This is a genomic window from Levilactobacillus tujiorum (genome assembly GCF_012641185.1).
GTDB lineage: Bacteria > Bacillota > Bacilli > Lactobacillales > Lactobacillaceae > Levilactobacillus > Levilactobacillus tujiorum.
Genome location: NZ_JAAXLK010000002.1, coordinates 116749 through 138145, shown reverse-complemented (window position 1 = coordinate 138145; position 21397 = coordinate 116749). Strand labels below are relative to the sequence as shown.

The 21397-nt window shown below is 50.2% G+C and carries 18 protein-coding genes; all 18 read right to left on the bottom strand.

The features are described 5' to 3' along the window. Positions 1-106 precede the first annotated feature (106 nt). The gene (gene trxA, locus HF569_RS01485; RefSeq protein WP_168849819.1) at positions 107-421 is read right to left on the bottom strand and encodes a thioredoxin; all 315 of its coding nucleotides are present in this window, start codon (positions 419-421) and stop codon (positions 107-109) included. 121 nt (positions 422-542) lie between these two features. Then, positions 543-2906 (bottom strand): endonuclease MutS2, encoded by a 2364-nt coding sequence (locus HF569_RS01480; protein ID WP_168901069.1) that lies wholly within the window; start codon positions 2904-2906, stop codon positions 543-545. 30 nt (positions 2907-2936) lie between these two features. After that, positions 2937-3467, bottom strand: a complete 531-nt coding sequence (locus HF569_RS01475) for a CvpA family protein (protein WP_168901068.1) — start codon at positions 3465-3467, stop codon at positions 2937-2939. A 1-nt stretch (position 3468) separates the two neighbouring features. Then, the gene (locus tag HF569_RS01470; protein ID WP_168901067.1) at positions 3469-3726 is read right to left on the bottom strand and encodes a cell division protein ZapA; all 258 of its coding nucleotides are present in this window, start codon (positions 3724-3726) and stop codon (positions 3469-3471) included. A gap of 215 nt (positions 3727-3941) precedes the next feature. Next, entirely contained in the window at positions 3942-4253 is a 312-nt protein-coding gene (locus HF569_RS01465) for a DUF1292 domain-containing protein (RefSeq protein ID WP_168849823.1), read from the bottom strand. A gap of 8 nt (positions 4254-4261) precedes the next feature. Continuing rightward, positions 4262-4699: a Holliday junction resolvase RuvX gene (gene ruvX / locus HF569_RS01460; protein ID WP_168901066.1), complete on the bottom strand. Its 438-nt coding sequence runs from the start codon at positions 4697-4699 to the stop codon at positions 4262-4264. Then, a complete protein-coding gene (locus HF569_RS01455) occupies positions 4696-4968 on the bottom strand; it encodes an IreB family regulatory phosphoprotein (RefSeq protein ID WP_020088343.1) in 273 nt (90 codons plus the stop codon). Before HF569_RS01455 ends, ruvX begins: the two co-directional genes overlap by 4 nt. Before the next feature lie 449 nt (positions 4969-5417). After that, complete coding sequence (alaS, locus tag HF569_RS01450; protein WP_168901065.1) at positions 5418-8057, bottom strand: alanine--tRNA ligase; 2640 nt, start codon at positions 8055-8057, stop codon at positions 5418-5420. A 327-nt stretch (positions 8058-8384) separates the two neighbouring features. Then, positions 8385-9743, bottom strand: coding sequence for a DEAD/DEAH box helicase (locus tag HF569_RS01445; RefSeq protein ID WP_168901064.1), 1359 nt, complete (start codon positions 9741-9743; stop codon positions 8385-8387). Next, entirely contained in the window at positions 9740-10705 is a 966-nt protein-coding gene (locus HF569_RS01440; protein WP_168901063.1) for a DHH family phosphoesterase, read from the bottom strand. Before HF569_RS01440 ends, HF569_RS01445 begins: the two co-directional genes overlap by 4 nt. Before the next feature lie 99 nt (positions 10706-10804). After that, complete coding sequence (gene dinB / locus HF569_RS01435) at positions 10805-11920, bottom strand: DNA polymerase IV (protein WP_168849828.1); 1116 nt, start codon at positions 11918-11920, stop codon at positions 10805-10807. 220 nt (positions 11921-12140) lie between these two features. After that, complete coding sequence (gene yajC / locus HF569_RS01430) at positions 12141-12575, bottom strand: preprotein translocase subunit YajC (protein ID WP_332870948.1); 435 nt, start codon at positions 12573-12575, stop codon at positions 12141-12143. 70 nt (positions 12576-12645) lie between these two features. Next, positions 12646-13788, bottom strand: coding sequence for a tRNA guanosine(34) transglycosylase Tgt (gene tgt, locus HF569_RS01425; RefSeq protein WP_168901062.1), 1143 nt, complete (start codon positions 13786-13788; stop codon positions 12646-12648). A 13-nt stretch (positions 13789-13801) separates the two neighbouring features. Next, a complete protein-coding gene (gene queA / locus HF569_RS01420) occupies positions 13802-14836 on the bottom strand; it encodes a tRNA preQ1(34) S-adenosylmethionine ribosyltransferase-isomerase QueA (protein WP_168901061.1) in 1035 nt (344 codons plus the stop codon). A 15-nt stretch (positions 14837-14851) separates the two neighbouring features. Further along, on the bottom strand, positions 14852-15874 hold the full coding sequence (ruvB, locus tag HF569_RS01415; protein ID WP_168901060.1) for a Holliday junction branch migration DNA helicase RuvB: 1023 nt from the start codon (positions 15872-15874) through the stop codon (positions 14852-14854). A 54-nt stretch (positions 15875-15928) separates the two neighbouring features. Continuing rightward, positions 15929-16534, bottom strand: a complete 606-nt coding sequence (ruvA, locus tag HF569_RS01410; RefSeq protein ID WP_168901059.1) for a Holliday junction branch migration protein RuvA — start codon at positions 16532-16534, stop codon at positions 15929-15931. Between the two features lie 110 nt (positions 16535-16644). After that, entirely contained in the window at positions 16645-18654 is a 2010-nt protein-coding gene (gene mutL, locus HF569_RS01405; protein ID WP_168901058.1) for a DNA mismatch repair endonuclease MutL, read from the bottom strand. Positions 18655-18686: 32 nt separating this feature from the next. Then, entirely contained in the window at positions 18687-21377 is a 2691-nt protein-coding gene (gene mutS, locus HF569_RS01400) for a DNA mismatch repair protein MutS (protein WP_168901057.1), read from the bottom strand. Positions 21378-21397 lie beyond the last annotated feature (20 nt).

The window sequence follows — 21397 nt, the reverse complement described above, 5'->3', positions numbered from 1 at the left end:
GTCATTATAGTAATTGGTCCAATTAAAATTCTTGAACAAGCTATTTTTTTACAAAAAAAGTGCTGCTGGATTTCTCCATCAGCACCACATAACCTAACGCAAGACACTAAGCCTCAACGTATTGGTCCAAAATCTTCTTCAATTGATCCTTAGAATGGTAGCCCACGATGGAATCCACCACTTGACCATCCTTCTTAACCAACAAAGTTGGAATACTCATGATCCCGAAAGATTGCGGCGTGTTAGGGTTAGCATCCACGTCCATCTTGTTAAAGGTCACATTATCCATCTCTTCAGCCAGTTGTTCAACTACTGGTGATTGCATCCGACAAGGACCGCACCACGTTGCCCAAAAGTCAGTCAGGGTAACGCCCGTAGCAGTATCTTGTTCAAAGGTTTTATCCGTTGTTTCCGTAACCATTGTATTGCCTCCCTATCAAATTCGATCGTTAACTACCAGCAGCATGTTTGGTTGCTTCAATATTTAGTCTACCAGACTTCGCTGAAATCACAACTAAGTTGCTCACAATTCAATTGTTACGTTATTTAAACCGAACGACCGTTGACCCATCCCCACCGGCATTAGCTGGTGAGAAGCCAAAACTCTTGATCCGATTGTTGCGCTTTAAATAATTCGTCACGCCTTTACGCAACGCTCCGGTCCCCTTACCATGAATAATCGTAACTGACGGGTAACCCGCAAGTAGCGCGGAATCAATATACCGATCCACCTCAGCCATCGCTTCCTCGTACCGGTGACCACGCAGGTCCAGCGTAGGCGACATGCCACTAGAGCCAGACCGCCGCACTGACGCACGGGGCTGCTTCTTACTCTTGGCTGGGTCCTTAGCTTTCTCGAGGTCATTATTCGCAATCTTCATCTTCAAAATGCCCAATTGAACTTCCCAATGCTCATCGTCCAACTGCTGCATCAAGACACCGACCTGTCCATACGACTTCACCAGGACACTGTCACCCTTATGGAAATCATGCTTAGACTTTTCCCGCCGCAAGACACGATTCTTCTGTAGTTTGGTATCCTGTTGCAAAGCATTCAGTGCACCCTGCGCCGCAATCAACTCGTCTTCCTTGACGACACTGTGGCCAGCCGCTAACTGCTTCTTGCGCAAGTCAGAAATGATCTGATTGGCTCGTTTCCGTGATTCATCAACCAACCGGTTCGCATCCCGTTTAGCATCCGTCATCAGTTGATTCTTCTGCTGTTGATACTGTTCAAATTGCTTTTGTAACTGATCGTGCAACTCGTTAGCTTCCTTGAGTTGGGTCTGCAGTTCCTCAGCATCCCGATCCGCGTGACGCTTTTGTTCCGTCAAATCACTGATCATGGCATTGAGGTCCTGACTATCCTGGTCCGTCAGCCCCCGGGCAGCGGCCACCACCTGTGAAGGCATTCCCAGACGTGACGCGATATCCAAGGCGTTACTCCGACCCGGAATACCAATCAATAAGTGGTAAGTCGGTTGTAGGGTCTCGCCGTCAAATTCCATGCTGGCATTGATCGTATCTGGCCGATTATACCCATAAGCTTTGAGCTCTGGGTAGTGGGTTGACGCCATCACATAACTACCCAGGGTCCCAATCTCATCCAAGATCGCAATCGCTAAAGCGGCCCCTTCTTGTGGATCTGTCCCCGCACCCAGCTCATCGACGACGATGAGACTACGCTCGTCGGCTTGCTTAAGGATAGCGACGATATTTTCCATGTGTCCTGAGAAAGTACTCAAACTCTGCTCGATGGACTGTTCATCCCCGATATCCGCAAAGATATCATCAAACACGCCAATGACACTATTTTCATTGGCAGGGATAAACAGCCCCGATTGTCCCATTAATTGAACCAACGCTAGGGTCTTCAAGGTAATCGTTTTCCCACCAGTGTTTGGTCCGGTGACAATGATGGCCTTATAATCGCGGCCAATCTTAATATCATTAGCCACGACCTTTTTCTGGTCAATCAAGGGATGCCGGGCTTGCCGCAAATTAACCTGGTTGTCCAATGATAATTTGGGCTCACTAGCCTTGATCTGATGGGCGTAGCGAGCTTTCGCATTCACAAAGTCAAAGTGACCGAGCAATTCTGCATTCCGCAAAATTTCATCTTGATAAGGGGCCAACAGCGCCGTCAATTCGGCTAAGATTCGTTGTTCCTCGTGCCGCTCGTCAATCTGATTTTGCCGCAAGCGGTTGTTCAGACCAACCACTGCTTGCGGTTCAATGAACAAGGTCTGACCGCTGGCACTCTGGTCGTGCACGATACCCCCAAACCGTTGCTTATACTCAGCCCGTACCGGAATCACGTACCGATCGTCACGAATCGTCACAATCGTTTCACTCAGGTACTTGGCATCCTTTCCCCGCGTGTATTGATCCATAGCCGTTCGAATGGCCGCTTCCGTTTGCGTAATGTGTTGCCGAATCTGACGCAATGCTGGCGAGGCCCCGTCGGTGATGTGCCCATCACCTTCCAACGACGTTCGTAACCGTCGCGTCACATCGGGTAAGGTCACCAGTTCCTTCACGACCCGGTTGAGGCGGCGTAAATCAATCTCCTTCTCCTCTAGATCCCGGAAGAATTTGACGACAGAGCCGGTCGTCCAGAGCACGCGACTGATCTGTGCCAATTCCAACCCATTTAGCGTTGCTTCCATTTCTAACCGGTGGAGATGTGGGCGAATATCGTCCAACTTAGGCAACGGAATACCGCTTTCTAAACGATAAATATCCGCACCATCCTTGGTTTCATCAAGCCAAATCTGTAGTTGCTTCACGTCAGTCGTCGGTTGGAGTTGACTAAGTTCATGTTGTCCTGCCGCCGAAACCAAGTAGCCGCGTAGAGCTTGTTTAATGCGGTCATACTCCATGATTTTTAGTGTTTTCTGATTCATAGGACGCTCCTTTCTCACGAGTCGTCAGAATTAATGTTCGGTTAACCACCAGTGATACACCTGTTTAGACAGGATCGGCGTTTGCTTGACGATCCATTGGGCCACTGGTGATGCTTGATAACTGGTTTGAAACCCTTGCACGGGTAACAAAATCATTAAATTTAAGATTAAAAAGATCACCACGTATCGAATGACCAAATTGATCAAGCCACCAGCTAGTGAATTGACTTGATGGATCACGGGTAACCACGTGACTTTGTTCACGCCATAAGCCACCCGGTGCACTATGAAGAAGCCCACGGTTAAGATGGCTGAAAACGCGAGTCCATTTAAGAAGAAACTACTACTCTGACTCGCAGTCACCACACTGGCTGAGCTGTCCAACGACAGGTTGCCGATGAACTGGCCAATTCCAGTTGCGAGCGGTCTAGCCAAGAAGCGCGCCGCTACCCAGACGATAATATAGCCAATCGTGTTTAAGATCTGTAGGACTAACCCGCGACGATAGCCACGGCGAAAGCCAAAAATTAAGACGCCTAAAATAACGAGACTGAGAATCAACCTATTCCCCCGCTTCCGCTGAAGCTGAGTCAGCCGCATCCTGTTTTGCGGCCATCTTTAATTGATCAGAGATCGCATTGAACGCCATTAAAATAGCGGCGTCTTCCTTAGAGATTTCAGGTGATAATTGCTTCAATTGTGAAAATTGCTGGTTGAGCACCTCAGTGACCGCCCGCATATGCTCATCGGAGGTTTGACCTACAATTGTGTAGGTTTTACCAGCGATGACGGCTTTGAAGCGATGTGTCTGTTCCGTCATTTCTCATTCCCCCTGCTTGTCACAGCGTATCTGCTAAGGATTCTTTCGATCGCAGAAATACGCATGAGATTCTATAAGGCACAATACTTGATTTTACCATTATTTCCTAATCAGTTGCACGTTTTGTCTCCCATAATCCGCCATTTTGACCCGCAACCACGCTTTCACGGCAAATAAAAAGAGCGGAAGCCTCCGCCCTTTTATCTTATCAATGACTAGCCTTGCTTACCAGCGTTAGGATCAATCGTCCCGTCTGCTAAGAAGGTGTTCAATACGGACTCAACCATATCCCATTCATCATCGGATTCGATCAATTGTAAATCGCCACCAGATGGGTTAGCTGGATCATCGTCGGCTGGTAATGCGTAGGCTTGAATATCAACTTCTTCATCCTCACTCTTACCGGCTGGGTAAATCAAAATATATGACTTACCAAAATCGTCAGATTCAAAGGTAAATAAGACATCGTATAACTCTTCGTTGCCATTTTCATCAACTAATGTGATTTGTTCTTGGTCGTCGTTCATGGGAAACCTCACTTTTCTCGGGTTAACTTACCCTGCCGATCTAAATAGTTCTGCAGAATTAACCCGGCTGCTAATTTATCAATTACTTTTTTACGCTTACGGCGTGATGTATCAGCCTGTTCCACTAACATACGCTCCGCCTCTACGGTTGTCAACCGTTCGTCTTCGAAATCAACGGGTAAGTGGAACCGTTCCGTCAACATCTCACCGTACTGCTGAGAAGCGGCGGCTCGTGGCCCTAATGAATTGTTCATATTCTTAGGCAAGCCGACGACGAAACCGTCGACATCATGCTCGGCGACCAGTTCCGCCACTCGATCCAATCCGAAAACTTCAGACTCTTCATCAATAGGAATAATTTCGACCCCCTGAGCCGTCCAGCCCAGCGCATCGCTGATCGCAATTCCAACCGTTCGTGAACCAACATCTAACCCCATTAATTTCATGAAGGCTTCACCGGTCCATTCTGGTTCAGGTAAACGCGTACCAATTCCTCAATAATTTCGTCTCGTTCATGCTTACGAATCAGATTCCGCGCATCATTGATCCGCGGAATGTACGCAGGATCGCCTGATAGTAGGTAGCCGACAATCTGATTAATTGGGTTATAACCCTTCTCTTCTAGTGCTTGATAAACCGTTACCAGCGTATCATGGACGTCCTTTGGCTGGTTGGCACCAAAGTCAAAATACATCGTTTTGTCTAATGAACTCACTATAAAACACCCCCGCACTTCCTCACTTAGACTCAATTTTACTCGATAATTCGGGAAACTACAACGAACGCGACCTAATGTAATCTATTCGTAATACTGCAACTATAAAGGGAGCCGCCCATTGCGGACTGCTCCCCCATTTGCCAATATTATCGCTATTTATAACCGCCCAAGCACCGGCTGGACTGGACTAAAACTAATGGTTCTTTCCGCCTTACCGTTCGTCAAGCTTTGAGCTGGAACGCTGTGGGGAGGACGGCTCGAGCCACAGACCGGTCTCGAACCTCGCTTTGAGCCGAAAAAACACGTCTCAAAGGCGCCATTTACCAAGAAAACCACTTGGTAAATCCCACGGCTGAGCTCAAATTTGACTCACTCACGGCTACGTGAAGATTAACGATTGCCTATGGTTACATGACTTAGTAGCACGTCACGTCTAACCTCGTGACTTAGTCTTGTGCCGTCAACCAGTCAACCGCTGCTGTCATGGCATCTGGCAAGCCCGCTGGGTTCTTCCCACCAGCCTGCGCCAGATTTGGCCGACCGCCACCACCACCGTTAATCTTTGGTGCGATGGCCTTGATCAAATCGCCAGCCTTCACTTGTTTTTGCTTGTCTGCACTCACAGCAACAATTAGGTTGGCCTTGCCATTCACTTCAGCACCTAATACCAGTACATCAGAAAGGGCTTGATCACGCCAAGTGTCCGCTAAGGCACGTAATTGGTCCATCTTGGAAACTTGAACCGTGCCGCTGATCAACTTGTAGTTACCAGCAGTCGTCACTTGATCGAAGACCGCACTGGCCTCTTGACTGGCAAGCTTGCCTTCTAAGGCTGCTTGCTTCTGTTCTAAGCTCTTAACTTGAGCTTGTAGGCTCGTTACCTTCTGTTCAATTTCAGCGTCCTGAGTGACCTTTAAATGGCCCGCTACGGCGTCTAAGATCTCACTGCGTCCTTGCAAGTACTTATAAGCAGCTGCCGAGGTCACGGCTTCAATCCGGCGAACACCGGCGCCGACGCCAGATTCTGACGTAATCTTGAACAAGCCAATTTCATTCGTGTTCTTGACGTGATTTCCACCACAGAATTCAGTGACAAAGTCGCCCGCGCTCACAACTCGCACAACCTTACCATACTTTTCACTGAAGAGCGCAATGGCCCCCATCTTCTTAGCGGATTCAATATCAGTTTCCACCGTCGTGACAGGAAGTTCGGCAAAGATCTTTTCGTTAACGATTGCTTCGGCCTTAGCCAAATCAGCTGGATCAACTTGACCAAAGTGGGTGAAGTCAAACCGCAGGTAGTCACCTTCAACTAGTGAACCCGCTTGTTGGGTATGTTCGCCAAAGACCTCACGCAACGCCTTATCTAACAAGTGAGTTGCCGTATGGTTCTTTTCAACCTTGCTATGGAACTTGCGATCAACCTTTAACTCGTAAGTCGTTCCCTTCTTCAAAGGTGCAACGACCGTCAACGTATGCAGATTTTGCCCATTAGGTGCATGCTGAACGTCTGCAACGTGTGCGACAACGTTGCCGTCCAAGTCATAAATATCACCCTTGTCAGCAACTTGACCACCCATTTCTGCGTAAAATGGCGTGGTATCAAACATGGCTTCCACCGTGCCAGTCGTGGCGTCATCGGCTAACTGATCGTCAACTACCAATTCCGTTAGCTGACTCTTTGTCTCTAATTGCGTGTAACCCACGTATTGACTAGGCGTTTTCACGTTGATCAACAGATCGTGTTGTAAGCCCATGGCCTTTTGCTTGCCGCGAGCGTTCCGGGCACGATCCTTTTGCTTCTGCATTTCTGCCTTGAAACCTTTTTCATCGACAGTGATGCCTTGATCATCCGCATATTCCTCGGTCAATTCAACCGGAAACCCATACGTATCATACAGCTTAAAGGCATCGGCACCAGCAATCTGAGTGCCGCCCTCTTGCTTCAAGTCGGCAATCAAACTGTTCAACAGGTTCAAGCCACCGTCCAAAGTTTCACCGAACCGGTCTTCTTCGGAACGGACCACCTTGGCAATATAGTCGCTTTGCTTAAGCACATCTGGGTAGTAAGATTGCATGATCTTACCCACGACCGGTACCAGTTGATCCAGAAAGGCACCGTCAATGCCCAACTTCTGGCCATTCACAATTGCCCGCCGAATTAACCGCCGGATCACGTAGCCCCGACCTTCGTTGCCAGGCAGTGCCCCATCGCCAATCGCAAACGTGATGGCCCGGGCATGGTCAGCGATCACCTTGAAGGAAACGTCGTCTTCATGATTAGCGCCGTACTTCTTACCAGCGCTCAGTTCAGCCGTCTTTTCAATAATTGGCAAGAACAGGTCGGTTTCAAAGTTAGTCTTAGCATTTTGGAAAATAGACACAACTCGTTCCAGGCCCATCCCCGTATCAATGTTCTTCCGTGGCAATGGCTTGTAAGTGCCATCGGGTTCATGGTTGAACTGGGAGAACACGATGTTCCAAACTTCCAGGTAGCGTTCATTTTCCCCACCAGGATAGTTTTCAGGATCATCAGCGGCTAAATTGTTGAAGGATTCGCCCCGATCGTAGAAGATTTCGGAATCGGGACCAGAAGGACCCTCACCAATATCCCAGAAGTTATCTTCAACCGGAATAATGTGATCCGGTGCGACGCCGGCAGCTTCCCAGTCTTGCTTGGCATCAGTATCCTTAGGATAAACGGTCATATACAATTTATCGGGATCCCAGCCGAACCAGTCGGGAGAGGTTAACAGTTCCCACGCCCAGGTGATGGCTTCCTTCTTGAAGTAATCCCCCACGGAGAAGTTCCCCAACATTTCAAATAACGTGTGGTGCCGCGCCGTCTTCCCAACATTTTCGATATCGTTGGTCCGAATACTCTTCTGTGAACTGGTTAACCGCGGATTCTCAGGAACCACTTGGCCAGAGAAATATTTCTTCATCGTAGCAACTCCGGAGTTAATCCACAGTAATGATGGATCATCCTTAGGCACTAACGATGCACTGGGTTCGATGGTGTGACCCTTAGACTTAAAAAAGTCGAGGTACATCTGGCGAATCTGACTACTACTTAACTCTTTCATCTCTAAATACCTCCAAAAAAGTATAAAAAACACCGTTGCCCGTAAAGACGCCGAAGCGCGGTACCACTTTACTTGCAACGATGTTTTAATCGTTTACCTCTTAAACTCATAACGCTGAGTCGCGATGAAACTGAGGGAGCGCCGTTTACCTGCCGAATCGTTTTTCACAGCTACCAAAACGTTTCTGAAAATCGGGAAGTAACAGTATGTCCTCTAACTAATTATTTAAATGTCCATTAGAAATTATAGGTGGCGACCGGCGCCTTGTCAATCAAGGTTTCCGATTCAAGCCTGGCAAAAATGGCTGACCAGCCTTTCACCCCGTGTCTATTGGTAACGATCGGATTCGCGCTTACGCCGTTTCCGTTCATTCCGGGCACTTTGCCGCGCCGCAATTCGCTTCTCTTGATCCTTACGACGGTGAATTTCTTGTTTGATTTGATGCTTGTAGCCCGGTTTGATCTTCTTTTTCTTCTTCTTGACGTAACCGATCAAGGACGGATCGAGTTTCTCCGTACTCTTGTTTCGCTTAGTCCGCCGGTTCCGGTCGTAAGAATCCACAATCTCACCATTGCTAATCCGCTTAGGCTGGAACTTAATCCCCATTGCTTCGATCTCTGAGATCTTGGCTTCTTCGTCTGGTGAGTACAGCGTAATCGCCGTACCTGGCATTCCTTGGCGACCGGTCCGACCAACCCGGTGAACGAAGAAATCAAGATCCTCTGGAATGTCATCGTTAATGACGTGTGACACCCCTTCGATATCGATTCCCCGTGCAGCCAGATCGGTGGCGACGACGAATTGGTACTGTAGATTTTTGACCTCACGCATCACGCGCTTACGCTCACGTGGCTTGATTCCCCCGTGAATCATGGCGACCTTTAAGCCTTGGGCCTTCAAAAAGTCGTGAATCTGTTCAACCCGCGTCTTCGTGTTGGCAAAAATCAAGACCAGGTATGGCTCGCCCATTGTGATCAATTGTAAAATCAGTTGATTACGATTCTGACCCTTCGTTGAAATCAACCAGTTATCAATGGTTGGCGAAATTACCGTTGTTGTCGGAATTTCTTCAATCACTGGATGGTTCATATATTTCCGCAAGAACGGATCTAAGCGTTGTGGAATGGTGGCAGAAAAGACCATCATCTGCAAGTTCTTAGGCATCCGTCCAGCAATCTTATCGACTTGATCCAAGAAACCCAGATCCAGCGTCATATCCGCTTCATCGACGACGAATTGTCGCGTCGTGTGAACGTCTAGCGCCTGTGATTGGATTAAATCCAAGACCCGCCCCGGCGTTCCGATAACCAGTTGCGGCTGATAATGGTGTAACTTATTCACTTGCCGCTGCTTGTCCGTCCCCCCGACGTAATTACCAATTCGAATTTCAAACGGGGCTTCGGCAGCTAGTTGCTCCGCTGCGGCGTGAATCTGATAAGCCAATTCCCGACTAGGCGTCGTAATCACCGCCTGCACTTGGTTCTCAGACGTTAATTGATTAAAAATGGGCAGTAAGAACGTATGCGTCTTACCACTCCCCGTTTGTGACTGGCCCACAACATCCTTGCCAGCCGCAATCGTGGGAATTAACTTTGCCTGCACCGCAGTTGGCTTAGCAAAGCCAATCTTCTGCAGCGCCGTCATTAAGTACGGTTGCAGGTTGAACGCTTTAAAATTTTCGGTCATTCATTTTCTCCTTTATACGCCGCCACCAACTCATCGAGTTCGTGGACGACCTGATCGATCTCGGCTTGGTCCTTAGCGCCCGCGCCACTGGCTAAGGCGTGACCGCCCCCACCGTGGTTCTTTGCCAATCCATTGATCGATGGCCCCTTTGACCGCAACCGAATGCGGTAAGTGTGGTCCTTAGATTCAACGAAGATGGCCCAAGCAACGACTGATGTAATCTTTCCGGGTAGTGGCACGACTGCTGACGTCGAGTCACCCTCGCCCAGACCGAAGGGTTCAATCACCTCATCACTTAGCTTGAGGTAAGCGGCCCCGCTCGGTAAGATTTCCAAATTCTGATAAACATAGGCGGACAACTTGGCCACCGCTGGCGATACTTCGTCTTCGGCTTGATTGACTGCGGAAGCTGAAAAGTCATACGCCATCAACTTGCCAGCAACGGCCATGGTATTGGCAGAGGTTGCGGGGTACATAAACCGCCCCGTATCGCCAACAATTCCGGCATAGAGCAATCTAGCTGCATCATCGAGCATGGTTAACTCAGCCTCATTAGCTGCAAACCAGTCATACAACATTTCAGACGTACTCGAGGCCTGATCTAACACCCATTGCAGGTCACCAAAAGCATCCTCATTCGGATGGTGATCAATCTTAATTAGAGCCTTACCCGTCGACCACCGTTCGTCGTCAACGCGTGGCTGATTAGCCGTGTCAACCACAATCACTAAGGCGTCTTGATACACATCGTCAGCGACATCCTGATCTGCTTGACCCATCCAGTCAAACCCAGGATAGTGCTTACCCACAGCGTAGACCGTCTTTTCGGGAAAACTTGCCCGCAGGATTGCCCGCAGCGCCAATTGTGCCCCGATACAGTCAGGATCTGGCCGTTGATGCCGGTGAATAATGATTGTTTGATACTTTTTTATTTCTGCTAGAATCGCATTTTCTATAGCCATCTGGTGTTCACCCATTTTCTATCCGATTTTCCAACGCAACTGCGTAGATACCGCGTTTCAGTATACAAGTTTTACGGGGTAATTTCAAAGGAAAGTCTCTCAACGTGGCTGGTCACCACCGAATAATGGTAGCTTTAGCTCTTCGAATGTTTGCGGTGCCAAGCCTGTCAGGGTAATCCCCAGTAGCCGTACCTGTTCGTCCTCGCGCGCCACACTTTGATAAATTTCTAACGCCAAATCATAGTAGACGGTGGCATCGTTGCTGATGAAATCCGGCTGAGTCACCCGCTTCGTAATCGTGTTGAATTGACTATCACGGAGCTTCAAGACCAAGGTTTTACCGTGACGTTGTTTCTGCCGCACCGTTTGCGCAACCATTTCGGCTAAGCGGCGCAATTGAGCCTCGACCTCCCCAGTCGTCCTGAGTGGCGGCCCGTAAGTACGCTCTTTACCAATCGACTTCCGTTCGCGCTGATACTCCACCGGTCGCTCGTCAATCCCACGCACCCGCTGATACAGCACGTAGCCGAACTTACCAAAGTCATGAATCAGCTCGAGTTGGCTGCGTTGATACAAGTCGGCCCCGGTCAAGATCCCCAGTTCGTGCATCTTAGGCACCGTCTTCTTGCCCACGCCACGAAACCGGGCAATCGGCAAAGCCATCAAGAAATCATGGGCATCTTCGGGCAAGATCACACAGACCCCGACTGGTTTACGAAAATCTGACGCTTCCTTAGCTAGAAATTTGCTGTACGAGATTCCCGTCGAACAGGTCAAATGCGTTTGATCAAAGATTTCCGCCTGAATCGCGTGGGCCACCTGGACGGCGGAGTGGAGCTGATGTTTATTCACGGTCACGTCTAAATAAGCTTCATCAAAGGCGACCGTCTCAATCTTATCCGTATATTCATGAAAGATGGCATGAATCTGATCGGATACTTGCCGGTAACGGGGGAAATCCGGCGTTTTGAAGATCGCATTGGGACAGAGCTTCAGTGCCTCGTTGGCATTCATTGCCGAGTGCACCCCCGTCTGCCGCGCAATATAATTGGCCGTCGTGACCACGCCCCGTCCGCCAGTCTTCCGGGGGTCCTGCGCCACAATCAGGGGGTGACCCTTGAATTCCGGATGGTCGCGCTCCTCAATGGACGCATAGAAAGCATCCATATCAACGTGGATGATCTTACGTTGCGTATACTTGGCTGCTGGCTTCATCGGACTCCCCCCTATCATTGTGACATCATCTTGCTTAAATTATAATCGAACAGACGTTTGTTCTCAACTAAAATCACCACCAGTAGCAGCTAAATCTTATGCACCACGCGCCATTCCACTGTTAGTCACCACTCAAAGTAGCTTTCACCAATTCAAAAAAGGACCTGGAATAGTCCCAGGTCCTTAAACTCACCGACTGATCAGTGAGTGATGGTCAACTTTATTTAGTGTCGTCTTTAGCGTCATCCGCAGCACTGTCGGCCGTATCAGCTGAATCATCAGCTGCACTTTCAGCAGGTTGGGCATCACTAGCAGCTTCACTGGTGGCTGCAGCGGCAGGTGCCGTCACAGCAGCTGGTGCTTGTGCCGTTACTGATGAGATGGCCCGTAAGTCAAAGACCAAGTAGATCCCATCGCAATCCAAAGTAACCGTCTTATCAGTCTCGTTGATTTCATCAATGACACCGTGTAAGCGACCAATCGTTACCACGTGGTCACCCTTCTTTAATTGACTCATCATTTCACGGTGCTTCTTTTGTTGCTTTTGTTGTGGCCGCAACATTAAGAAGTACATGAGGGCTAAGAACAGCACTAAGATACCAATCGTGTAAACTTGGCTACCCCCGGCAGCGGCAATTACAAAATTATCAAACACGTTTCCTTCACTCCTTCGTATTCTCTACTGAACAACTTTACCAGAACCAACGGATTCCGTCCAATTATTTCTAGAAGTTCTTGGGATGTTCGGCATTGTAGCCATATTTTTCAAAGACTGATTCCCGCAGTTCTAGTAAATTATCATCCCAAATTGCCTGCCGAACCCGTTTCATCAGGTTGTGTAAGAAGTAAAGATTATGATAACTGGCTAGCCGTTGACCAAAGTATTCATCAGCCTTGAACAGGTGCCGGATATAGGCCCGACTATAGTTCCGGCAAACGTAGCAGTCACACTCCGGATCAAGCGGCCCAAAGTCGTGGGCATAGGCGGCATTCTTGACGACCAGCCGACCCCGACTGGTCATGCAGGTTCCCTTTCGACCAATTCGTGTAGGGAGCACACAGTCAAACATATCGACACCCCGAATCACGCCATCAATCAAGGAATCAGCCGTTCCGACACCCATCAAATAGCGCGGCTTGTTCTCCGGTAGCAGTGGCGTCGTAAAAGCCAAGACGCGATTCATTTCTGCCTTGGATTCGCCCACGGAAAGGCCGCCGATCGAGTAGCCGGGGAAGTCCAGACTGACTAAGTCCTTCGCCGATTGCCGCCGCAAGTCCTCATAGCCGGCGCCTTGAACGATCCCAAATAAACCTTGGTAATCGGGATGGGCGTGGGCCTTTAGTCCCCGCTCCGCCCAACGACTCGTGCGTTCGACGGAATGCTTCACGTAATCATAACTCTCAAAGAATGGCGGGCATTCGTCTAAGCTCATCATGATATCCGGGCCTAGTTTGTTTTCAATGCCAATGGCCTTCTCTGGTGACAGGAAGAGTCGGTCCCCGTTAATCTCATTTCTAAAGTGGACCCCTTCTTCAGTCAGCTTCCGGTGTTTGGATAATGACCACACCTGAAAGCCCCCTGAATCCGTCAAGATTCCCTTGTCCCAGTTCATGAATTTGTGCAGTCCGCCCGCTTCTTCAATCAGGTCCGGACCGGGTTGAAGCCACAGATGATAGGTGTTCGCTAAGATCACTTGCGATCCCATCTCATCCAGTTCATCCGGGCTGATATTCTTAACCGTGGCCTGAGTTCCCACTGGCATGAACATTGGTGTCTTAAAAGTCCCGTGGGGGGTGATTAATTCACCCAACCGGGCCCCCGTGTGCTTTTCTGTTTTTAACAGGCGATACTTAATCGCGGGTTCCATGGATCATCCTCCGTTATTTGATAAACATCGCATCACCAAAGCTAAAGAAACGATAGCGTTCCTCGATGGCGTGCTGATAGGCGTTGAGAATCTGGTCGCGACCAGTAAATGCTGCGACCAGCATCACTAGCGTCGACTTCGGTAAATGAAAATTAGTGATGAAGGCGTTCACGACCTGCCAGTGATACCCTGGCTTAATGAAAATGTCGGTCCAACCTGAATCTGGGCGAATCTCGCCGTGGAATTTACTCCCAATCGTTTCTAACGTCCGAATCGACGTGGTTCCAGTCGCCACAATCCGACCACCGTTGGCCCGCACCTCATTCAGGGTTTTGGCAGCCGCTGCATCTAACCGATAGAATTCGCTGTGCATCTTGTGATCTTCGATGTTTGCCTCTTCCACCGGGCGGAAGGTTCCTAAGCCAACGTGCAACGTGACGTAGACTAGTTTAACCCCCTTAGCCGCGACCTTATCCAACAGCGCTTGAGTCCAGTGCAGACCAGCCGTTGGGGCCGCCGCCGATCCATTTTCCTTCGCGTAAACCGTCTGATAACGATCTGGGTCGTCTAGCTTAGCCTTAATGTAGGGTGGCAGTGGCGTTTCACCCAAGCGCTCCAGGATCTCCATAAAGATTCCCGTGTAATGAAATTCAATCAAGCGAATTCCCTCGTCGCGTTCTTCGGTGATCGTCGCCGTCAACTGCCCATCGCCAAAGTTCACCACGGTTCCCACGTGTAGGCGTTTGGCCGGCTTCATCAAGGTCTCCCACACATCGCCTTCGACGTTGTGCAAGAGTAGCACCTCAACGTGTCCTCCGGTCTCCTCACGAATACCGTACAACCTCGCCGGCAACACCCGTGAATCGTTCATCACCACGGCATCCCCGGGGTGCAGCTCGTCTAAGATATCATAGAAATGTTTATCTTCCAGTGTATGTGCTTGGTGATCCAGCACCAATAGCCGGGACGTGTCCCGCTGCTTAATCGGTGTTTGGGCAATCAATTCCTGTGGCAAGTCGTAATCAAAGTCATCTAAGGTATATCCCATGGTGGTTTAGCTCCTTTACGCGTTGTCTTGATGAGGCATCGGCAATCCCAAATGTTCATAACCCGCTGCCGTGACGACGCGGCCACGCGCCGTGCGCTTCAGATACCCACATTGTAGCAGGTACGGCTCGTACATCGCCGCAACGGTTTCGGTCTCTTCACCGATATTGGCCGCCAGGGTATTTAGCCCCACTGGCCCCCCGTCATAGTAATTAATCATCGTTTTTAGTAATTTAATATCGGTTGGGTCAAGTCCTGCCGAATCGACTCGCAATAAAGTGAGGGCATGATCGACAATGGCACGGTCAATGGTCGAATGATCCGGCGAAACCTCCGCGAAATCGCGAATCCGCCGCAATAGTCGATTGGCAATCCGCGGGGTGCCGCGCGAGCGTAGCGCCACTTCATGGGCCCCTTCCGTCGCAATGGACGTGTTGAAAATGTCAGCCGACCGTTCCACAATTTCCTGCAGATCACGCGTCTCGTAGTAAGCCATATGCTCGACAATACCGAATCGATCACGCAACGGCGCCGACAAGAGGCCGGCCCGGGTGGTGGCCCCAATCAACGTAAACGGTGGCAGCGGGAAATGCACGGGATGGGCGGTTGGTCCCTGCCCCACCACGATGTCGATATAAAAGTCTTCCATCGCTGAATAAAGCATTTCCTCAACGATCTTAGGCAGCCGGTGAATTTCATCAATAAATAGAATATCACCGGGCTGTAGCTCATTGAGTAGGGCAACCAGATCCCCAGGCTTCTCGATAGCCGGTCCACTGGTTGTTCGAATGTGAACGGCCATCTCATTAGCGATCACCATGGCTAACGTGGTCTTCCCTAATCCAGGTGGCCCATACAACAACACGTGGTCCAAGGATTCTTCACGCTGTTTAGCCGCTTGAATGTAGACCTGAAGCTCGTGCTTAATCGGATCCTGACCAATATATTGCGCTAGTGTCTGGGGACGTAACGACTTTTCAATTGAATCTTCATTTTCATTCTCCGGTTCTGGCGATACCAGTCGATCATCATCAGCCATCGTTCAGTCTCCTTTCACTGAGTTTAGTGACTTTCCCGTCGTAAGTGCTAGTTTTTAAGTGGTTAACAGCCGCAACCCCTCGCTGAGGTAGTCATTGGTTGACTTGCCCGCAAACTGCTTAAGCTTAGGCGTAATCTTCTTGACGGCCGTTTCGCGATAACCCAAGGCCGCCAGCGCAGCCAATGCGTCTGCCAGCTGCGGATTTTCCTCATCCGTAGTCGCCACTTCTGGTGTAAAAAGTGCGCCGTCATCGGCGGGTGTCAAATCATCCAACTTGCCTTGCAGGTCGAGCACAATCTGGCCCGCGGTCTTCTTACCCACGCCAGGAAACTTGGTTAAGAAGCTGACGTCATTGGTTCGAATGGCCTGCATCAGGCCTTGATGATCCGGATTGGCCAGAATGGCGAGCGCACTCTTAGGACCAATCCCGTTCACATTAATCAATTTTAAAAACAGTTGTTTCTCTGCGAAATCTTGGAACCCATACAGGGTCTGTGCAGTATCACTCACCGCCTGATAAACGTAAATGGTTACGGCTGCCGTGCTCACCTGATAGCGGTAGGGATTGGCCGTGTTGACCAAATACCCCACGCCGTTAACCTCAATCACCACGTGGTCCGGGTACACTGCCGTAATGACACCATGAAGGTATTCATACATGACCAGTCTAATCTCCTTTAATAAAACGTATGTTTGCTTTTTAAATTGTACCATATTCACCACTGACCTGCAGTGAATTCGGCCAAATTAGCCGGTGGTGGGGCCCAGCATTATTCGCCCCAGTCATCCCCACTGTGATGAGGATCTTGAATCCGCTTGAACAGTTTTTCCAAGTCCTGATCCGTCAAATGCACTAGAACTGGGCGGCCGTGGGGGCAGTTGAATGGATTTTCTGCCGTTGCTAACTTTTTGAGCAACGCCCGGGCCTGCTGATCATCGAGATGGTGATTGGCTTTAATTGCGCGTTTACAACTCATCATAATCGCCGTCTTTTCCCGGAAAGCCGCCACCGAGATCTTGCCGTCCTTGAGCACCCAATCCACCATTTCTTTAATCGTATCCGTTTCTTGCCCCGCTTTGAACCACGTTGGATGCTCGTGCACGATAAAACTATTAGGCCCGAAGGATTCCAAATGAACCCCGACACTATCCAACGTGTCGATATGGTTACTGAGCTCCAAGACATCAGTGGTCGGGTAATCCAACACAATCGGCACCAGCAACTTCTGTTCATCGTCACTTACCTCGCCGATGGCCTGGCGATAGAACTCGTAGTTAACCCGTTCCTGTGCCGCGTGTTGGTCGATCAGATACAGACCATCGTCGGCCTCTGCTAGCAAATAAGTGCCGTGCACTTGACCCAAATAGCGAAGCGCGGGGAACCGCTGTTGCGGCTGGGCTTGGCTGAGCTGCGTCGCTTGGGGCACCGGCTCAAGCGATTGAGCGGCCACGGCGGGCTCATCAGCCGCTGACTCGGTAGCCCCACCCAACGGCGCTCCCGGTTGTTCCACCTGGTATTTAGCATCGAAGGCCTGAACACTCGGCAACTGAAAGTCAGTACGTTGGTGGACTACTACCGGTTCAACGGGCACTTCTTCGGGTGTCGTCAGTGGTTGTGGCCCCGCCGCAGGGGTCGGCGCTGGCCTCGACGGTGCAGCTGAATTGGCAACTGGCGTTGGTGCCGCCTGAGGAGCCTCATACTTAGTCGAAGCGTCATTTAACGCCATCGTCAGTTGATCGGTAGCCGGTTCAGTCGTCTTGGCCTTCGGTAGCTCATTGAAGACATCTGGAATCAAATTCTCCGTTGAAAGCCGCTTAAAGACCGTTTCCTGAATCAATTGCGTGAGCTCTGGTTCCTGGCTAATCCGCACCTCCTGTTTCGTGGGGTGCACGTTGACATCAACCAATAGCGGATCCATCTTGATATCTAACACCGCCAAGGGATAGCGTCCAACCATCAGCTTCGACCCGTAACCCGCAATCAACGCCTTACTCAGCTGAAAATTGTGGATGTACCGGCCGTTCAGTAAGAGTGAAATATATTGCCGACTGGCCCGCGTCAACTCTGGCAAGCTCACGTAACCCGTCACCTTGAAATCAGGATTGGCCCCTTTAATGGCGACCATCTTGCGAGCACTCTGAACGCCATAAATGCCGGCGATAACCTGCTGCAAGTCACCTCGCCCAGTCGTTCGCGTCAACTCACGGCCATTGTGGATCAGTGAAAATGCCACCTGCGGATAGCTCAACGCCAATCGGTTCACAATATCTGTAATCCGCGCTAACTCTGTCGCCGGCGACTTTAGGTATTTTAACCGTGCCGGTACGTTGCCAAACAAATCTTTAACCGTGACGGTCGTTCCCTTGCGTGCCGCCGCAGCCGTGTGTTCTTTAATGATCCCGCCCACGTTGTGGATTAAAGTCCCCACACCACCCGTGGACGTCGTCAAGGTCACGTCGGCAACCGAGGCAATACTGGGCAGCGCCTCGCCACGGAACCCTAGCGACTTAATCCGAAAGAGATCTTTTCGATCCGTGATTTTACTGGTGGCATGCCGTTTAAAGGCCATTTCGGCGTCTTCATCGGCAATGCCATCCCCATCATCGACCACGGTAATTCGTTGTAATCCGGCTTCTTCCACGGTGATGTCAACCTGTTTACTGTGCGCATCAACCGCATTTTCAACCAGTTCCTTAACGACGGAGGCAGGCCGTTCAACCACTTCACCTGCAGCAATTTGGTCGGCCAACACCGACGCCAATTCATGAATTTTAGGCATGTACGGCCCATCCTTTCTTTAGCTTTACTTCGTTATTTAGATAATTTCTGTTGCCACTTGTAGACTTGACTCATCACGTCCATTGGCGTCATGCCCATCAAGTTCAATTGGCTTAACTGGGCAATCACCTTGGCCCCAGCTGGACTCATCTCTGGTTCATCGTTAAAGAGGGACAACTGTTGATCAGTCGCGGTGGCGGATTCAGGGGATGTCTCAACAGTCGACGCCGGGGCTGGTGCAGCGGATTCAGGCGCACTTGCGGCCGACTGGGTGGTTGGCGCTGCGTCTGAAGTTTCCGCAGCAGGCGCTTCCGTCACGGGGGTCTTCGCTGCCATCGCTGGTTGCTTAGCCGCTTCATCCTCCAGATCCGTTAAGATCACCTCAGCGCGTTTTAACAACGGCGTCGGCATCCCCGCTAATTTAGCCACATGAATCCCGTAAGACTTGTCGGCGGGTCCTGGTTGCATCTGATGCAAGAAGACCAAGTCACCGTCTTGTTCCACCGCGCCAACGTGTACATTCCGCAGCGCTTTTAGAGAATCTTCCAGCGCCGTCAGCTCGTGATAGTGGGTGGAGAAGAGGGTCTTCGCATGAACCTGATCATGAACAAACTCAATAATGGCCTGGGCTAACGCCATACCGTCATAAGTCGCAGTTCCCCGGCCAATTTCATCAAACAAGATGAGGCTGTTAGCCGTGGCGTGGCTCAGGGCCCGATTGGCTTCCTGCATCTCGACCATGAAGGTACTTTGCCCAGAAATAAGGTCGTCGGCCGCACCGATTCGCGTAAAAATTTGATCGAAGACGGGCATTTGAGCGGATTCAGCCGGGACAAAACACCCCATCTGCGCCATAATCACTGTCAACGCTAGCTGCCGCATGTAGGTACTCTTCCCGGACATGTTCGGCCCCGTGATCAAGAGAATGTTGGTCTGATCATTCATCGAAACGTCGTTAGGGACGTAGGACTGACGCCCCAGAACCTTCTCAACCACTGGGTGGCGGCCCTGCTTGATCTCTAGGTCATGTCCAGCAATCAGCGTTGGCTTCACGAAATGATAGTCCTCACTGACCACTGCAAAACTTTGTAAAACATCCAAGCTGGCAATAATCGCCGCTAGCTTTTGTAACCGTGTAATGGCCTTTTTCACTTGTTCACGTAGGTCCACAAACAATTTATATTCCAGTGCCGTCGACTTTTCTTCAGCTTCCAGAATCAGCCGTTCCTTATCTTTAAGTTCCGGCGTTGAGAACCGTTCGGCGTTCGCCAACGTTTGTTTCCGTTCGTACCGATCGGCAGGCAATTTGTTCAAGTTAACCTTAGTCACTTCAATGTAGTACCCAAAGACGTGATTGTACCCAATCTTGAGGTTATTAATCCCCGTGACTTCACGTTCATGCGCTTCTAATTCGGCTAGCCACTGCTTACCGTGACGCATGGCATCGCGATACTCATCGAGTTGGTCGCTGTAGCCGTCGCGAATCACCCCACCATCCGTCACGGACAACGGCGGTTCGGGAACAATGGCATCGCGAATCGCATCCGCAACGTCGTCCACTGGATCTAGTTGTTGTAGCGTGGTATCAAAGACCGGCTCATCCAGTTCTTCAATGGTGTGGGTAATCTGCGGCACCTGTTCCAACGACGTCTGCAACTGAATGAGGTCCCGGCCATTAACACTCCCAAAGGCTACCCGACCAGCCAAACGCTCCAAGTCATAAACTTTTACCAGTTCGGCTTGCAAGTTACTCCGTTCAAAGTAGTGGTCCAGCAGGACACCGGCCTTGGCCTGACGTTTTTCAATTTGTGCACGATCAATCAACGGCCGATCGAGCCACTGCTTCAGTAACCGCCCACCCATGGCCGTCTTGGTCTCGTCCAATAGCCACAGTAGGGTCCCGGATTTCTTCTTCGTCCGTAAGTTCTGGGTAATTTCCAAATTAGACTGTGAGGCATGATCCATCTTCAAGAAGGCTGCTGGCTGATAAGCCACCGCCCGCTGCAAGTGAGCCAGGCTCCGCTTTTGTGTCACCGTGACGTAGGTTACCAGCACCCCCGTCACCTGTTTCAACAGATCACTCGTCAGGTCTTGTTCAACGTAGCTCAACTCAGAACTCGTCTGAATATCCGGCTGGGCGGAAATCATCATTCCCAGTTGGCGGCACCGTGATTGCAGGTCTTCGCTCACACTGGGATCAACGACCACTTCTTTAGTTTGCAAGCTCATGAGCTCGTTAATTACCGTGTCGACGGTTCCTAATTCGGCCGCTTTCAGCTCCCCCGTAGAAAGATCGGTATACGCCAATCCATAGTGCGTCGCATCTGTCATGGTGAGCGCCGTTAAGTAATTATTCCGCTTGGCTCCGGCCGCCCCCGTGTCAGTCTGGGTCCCCGGCGTCACCAGTTGAATGACCTCCCGTTTGACCATTCCTTTGGCTAGTTTAGGGTCTTCCATTTGTTCACAGATGGCGACCTTATAGCCCTGATCGACCAGAATATCAATATAACTCTGGACCGCTTTGTGGGGCACCCCGCACATGGGAATAGGATTCTTGGCGCTGTGGCTCCGAGTCGTTAACGTTAACTCCAACAACTGGGAACCCTTGACGGCGTCCTCGTTGAACATTTCATAGAAGTCCCCGAGTCGATAGAACAGGAAGGCATCCGGATATTGATCCTTAATCTTTTGATATTGAGCCATCATGGGCGTTGTTTTCGTCATGGAAATTGGTTCATCCTTTC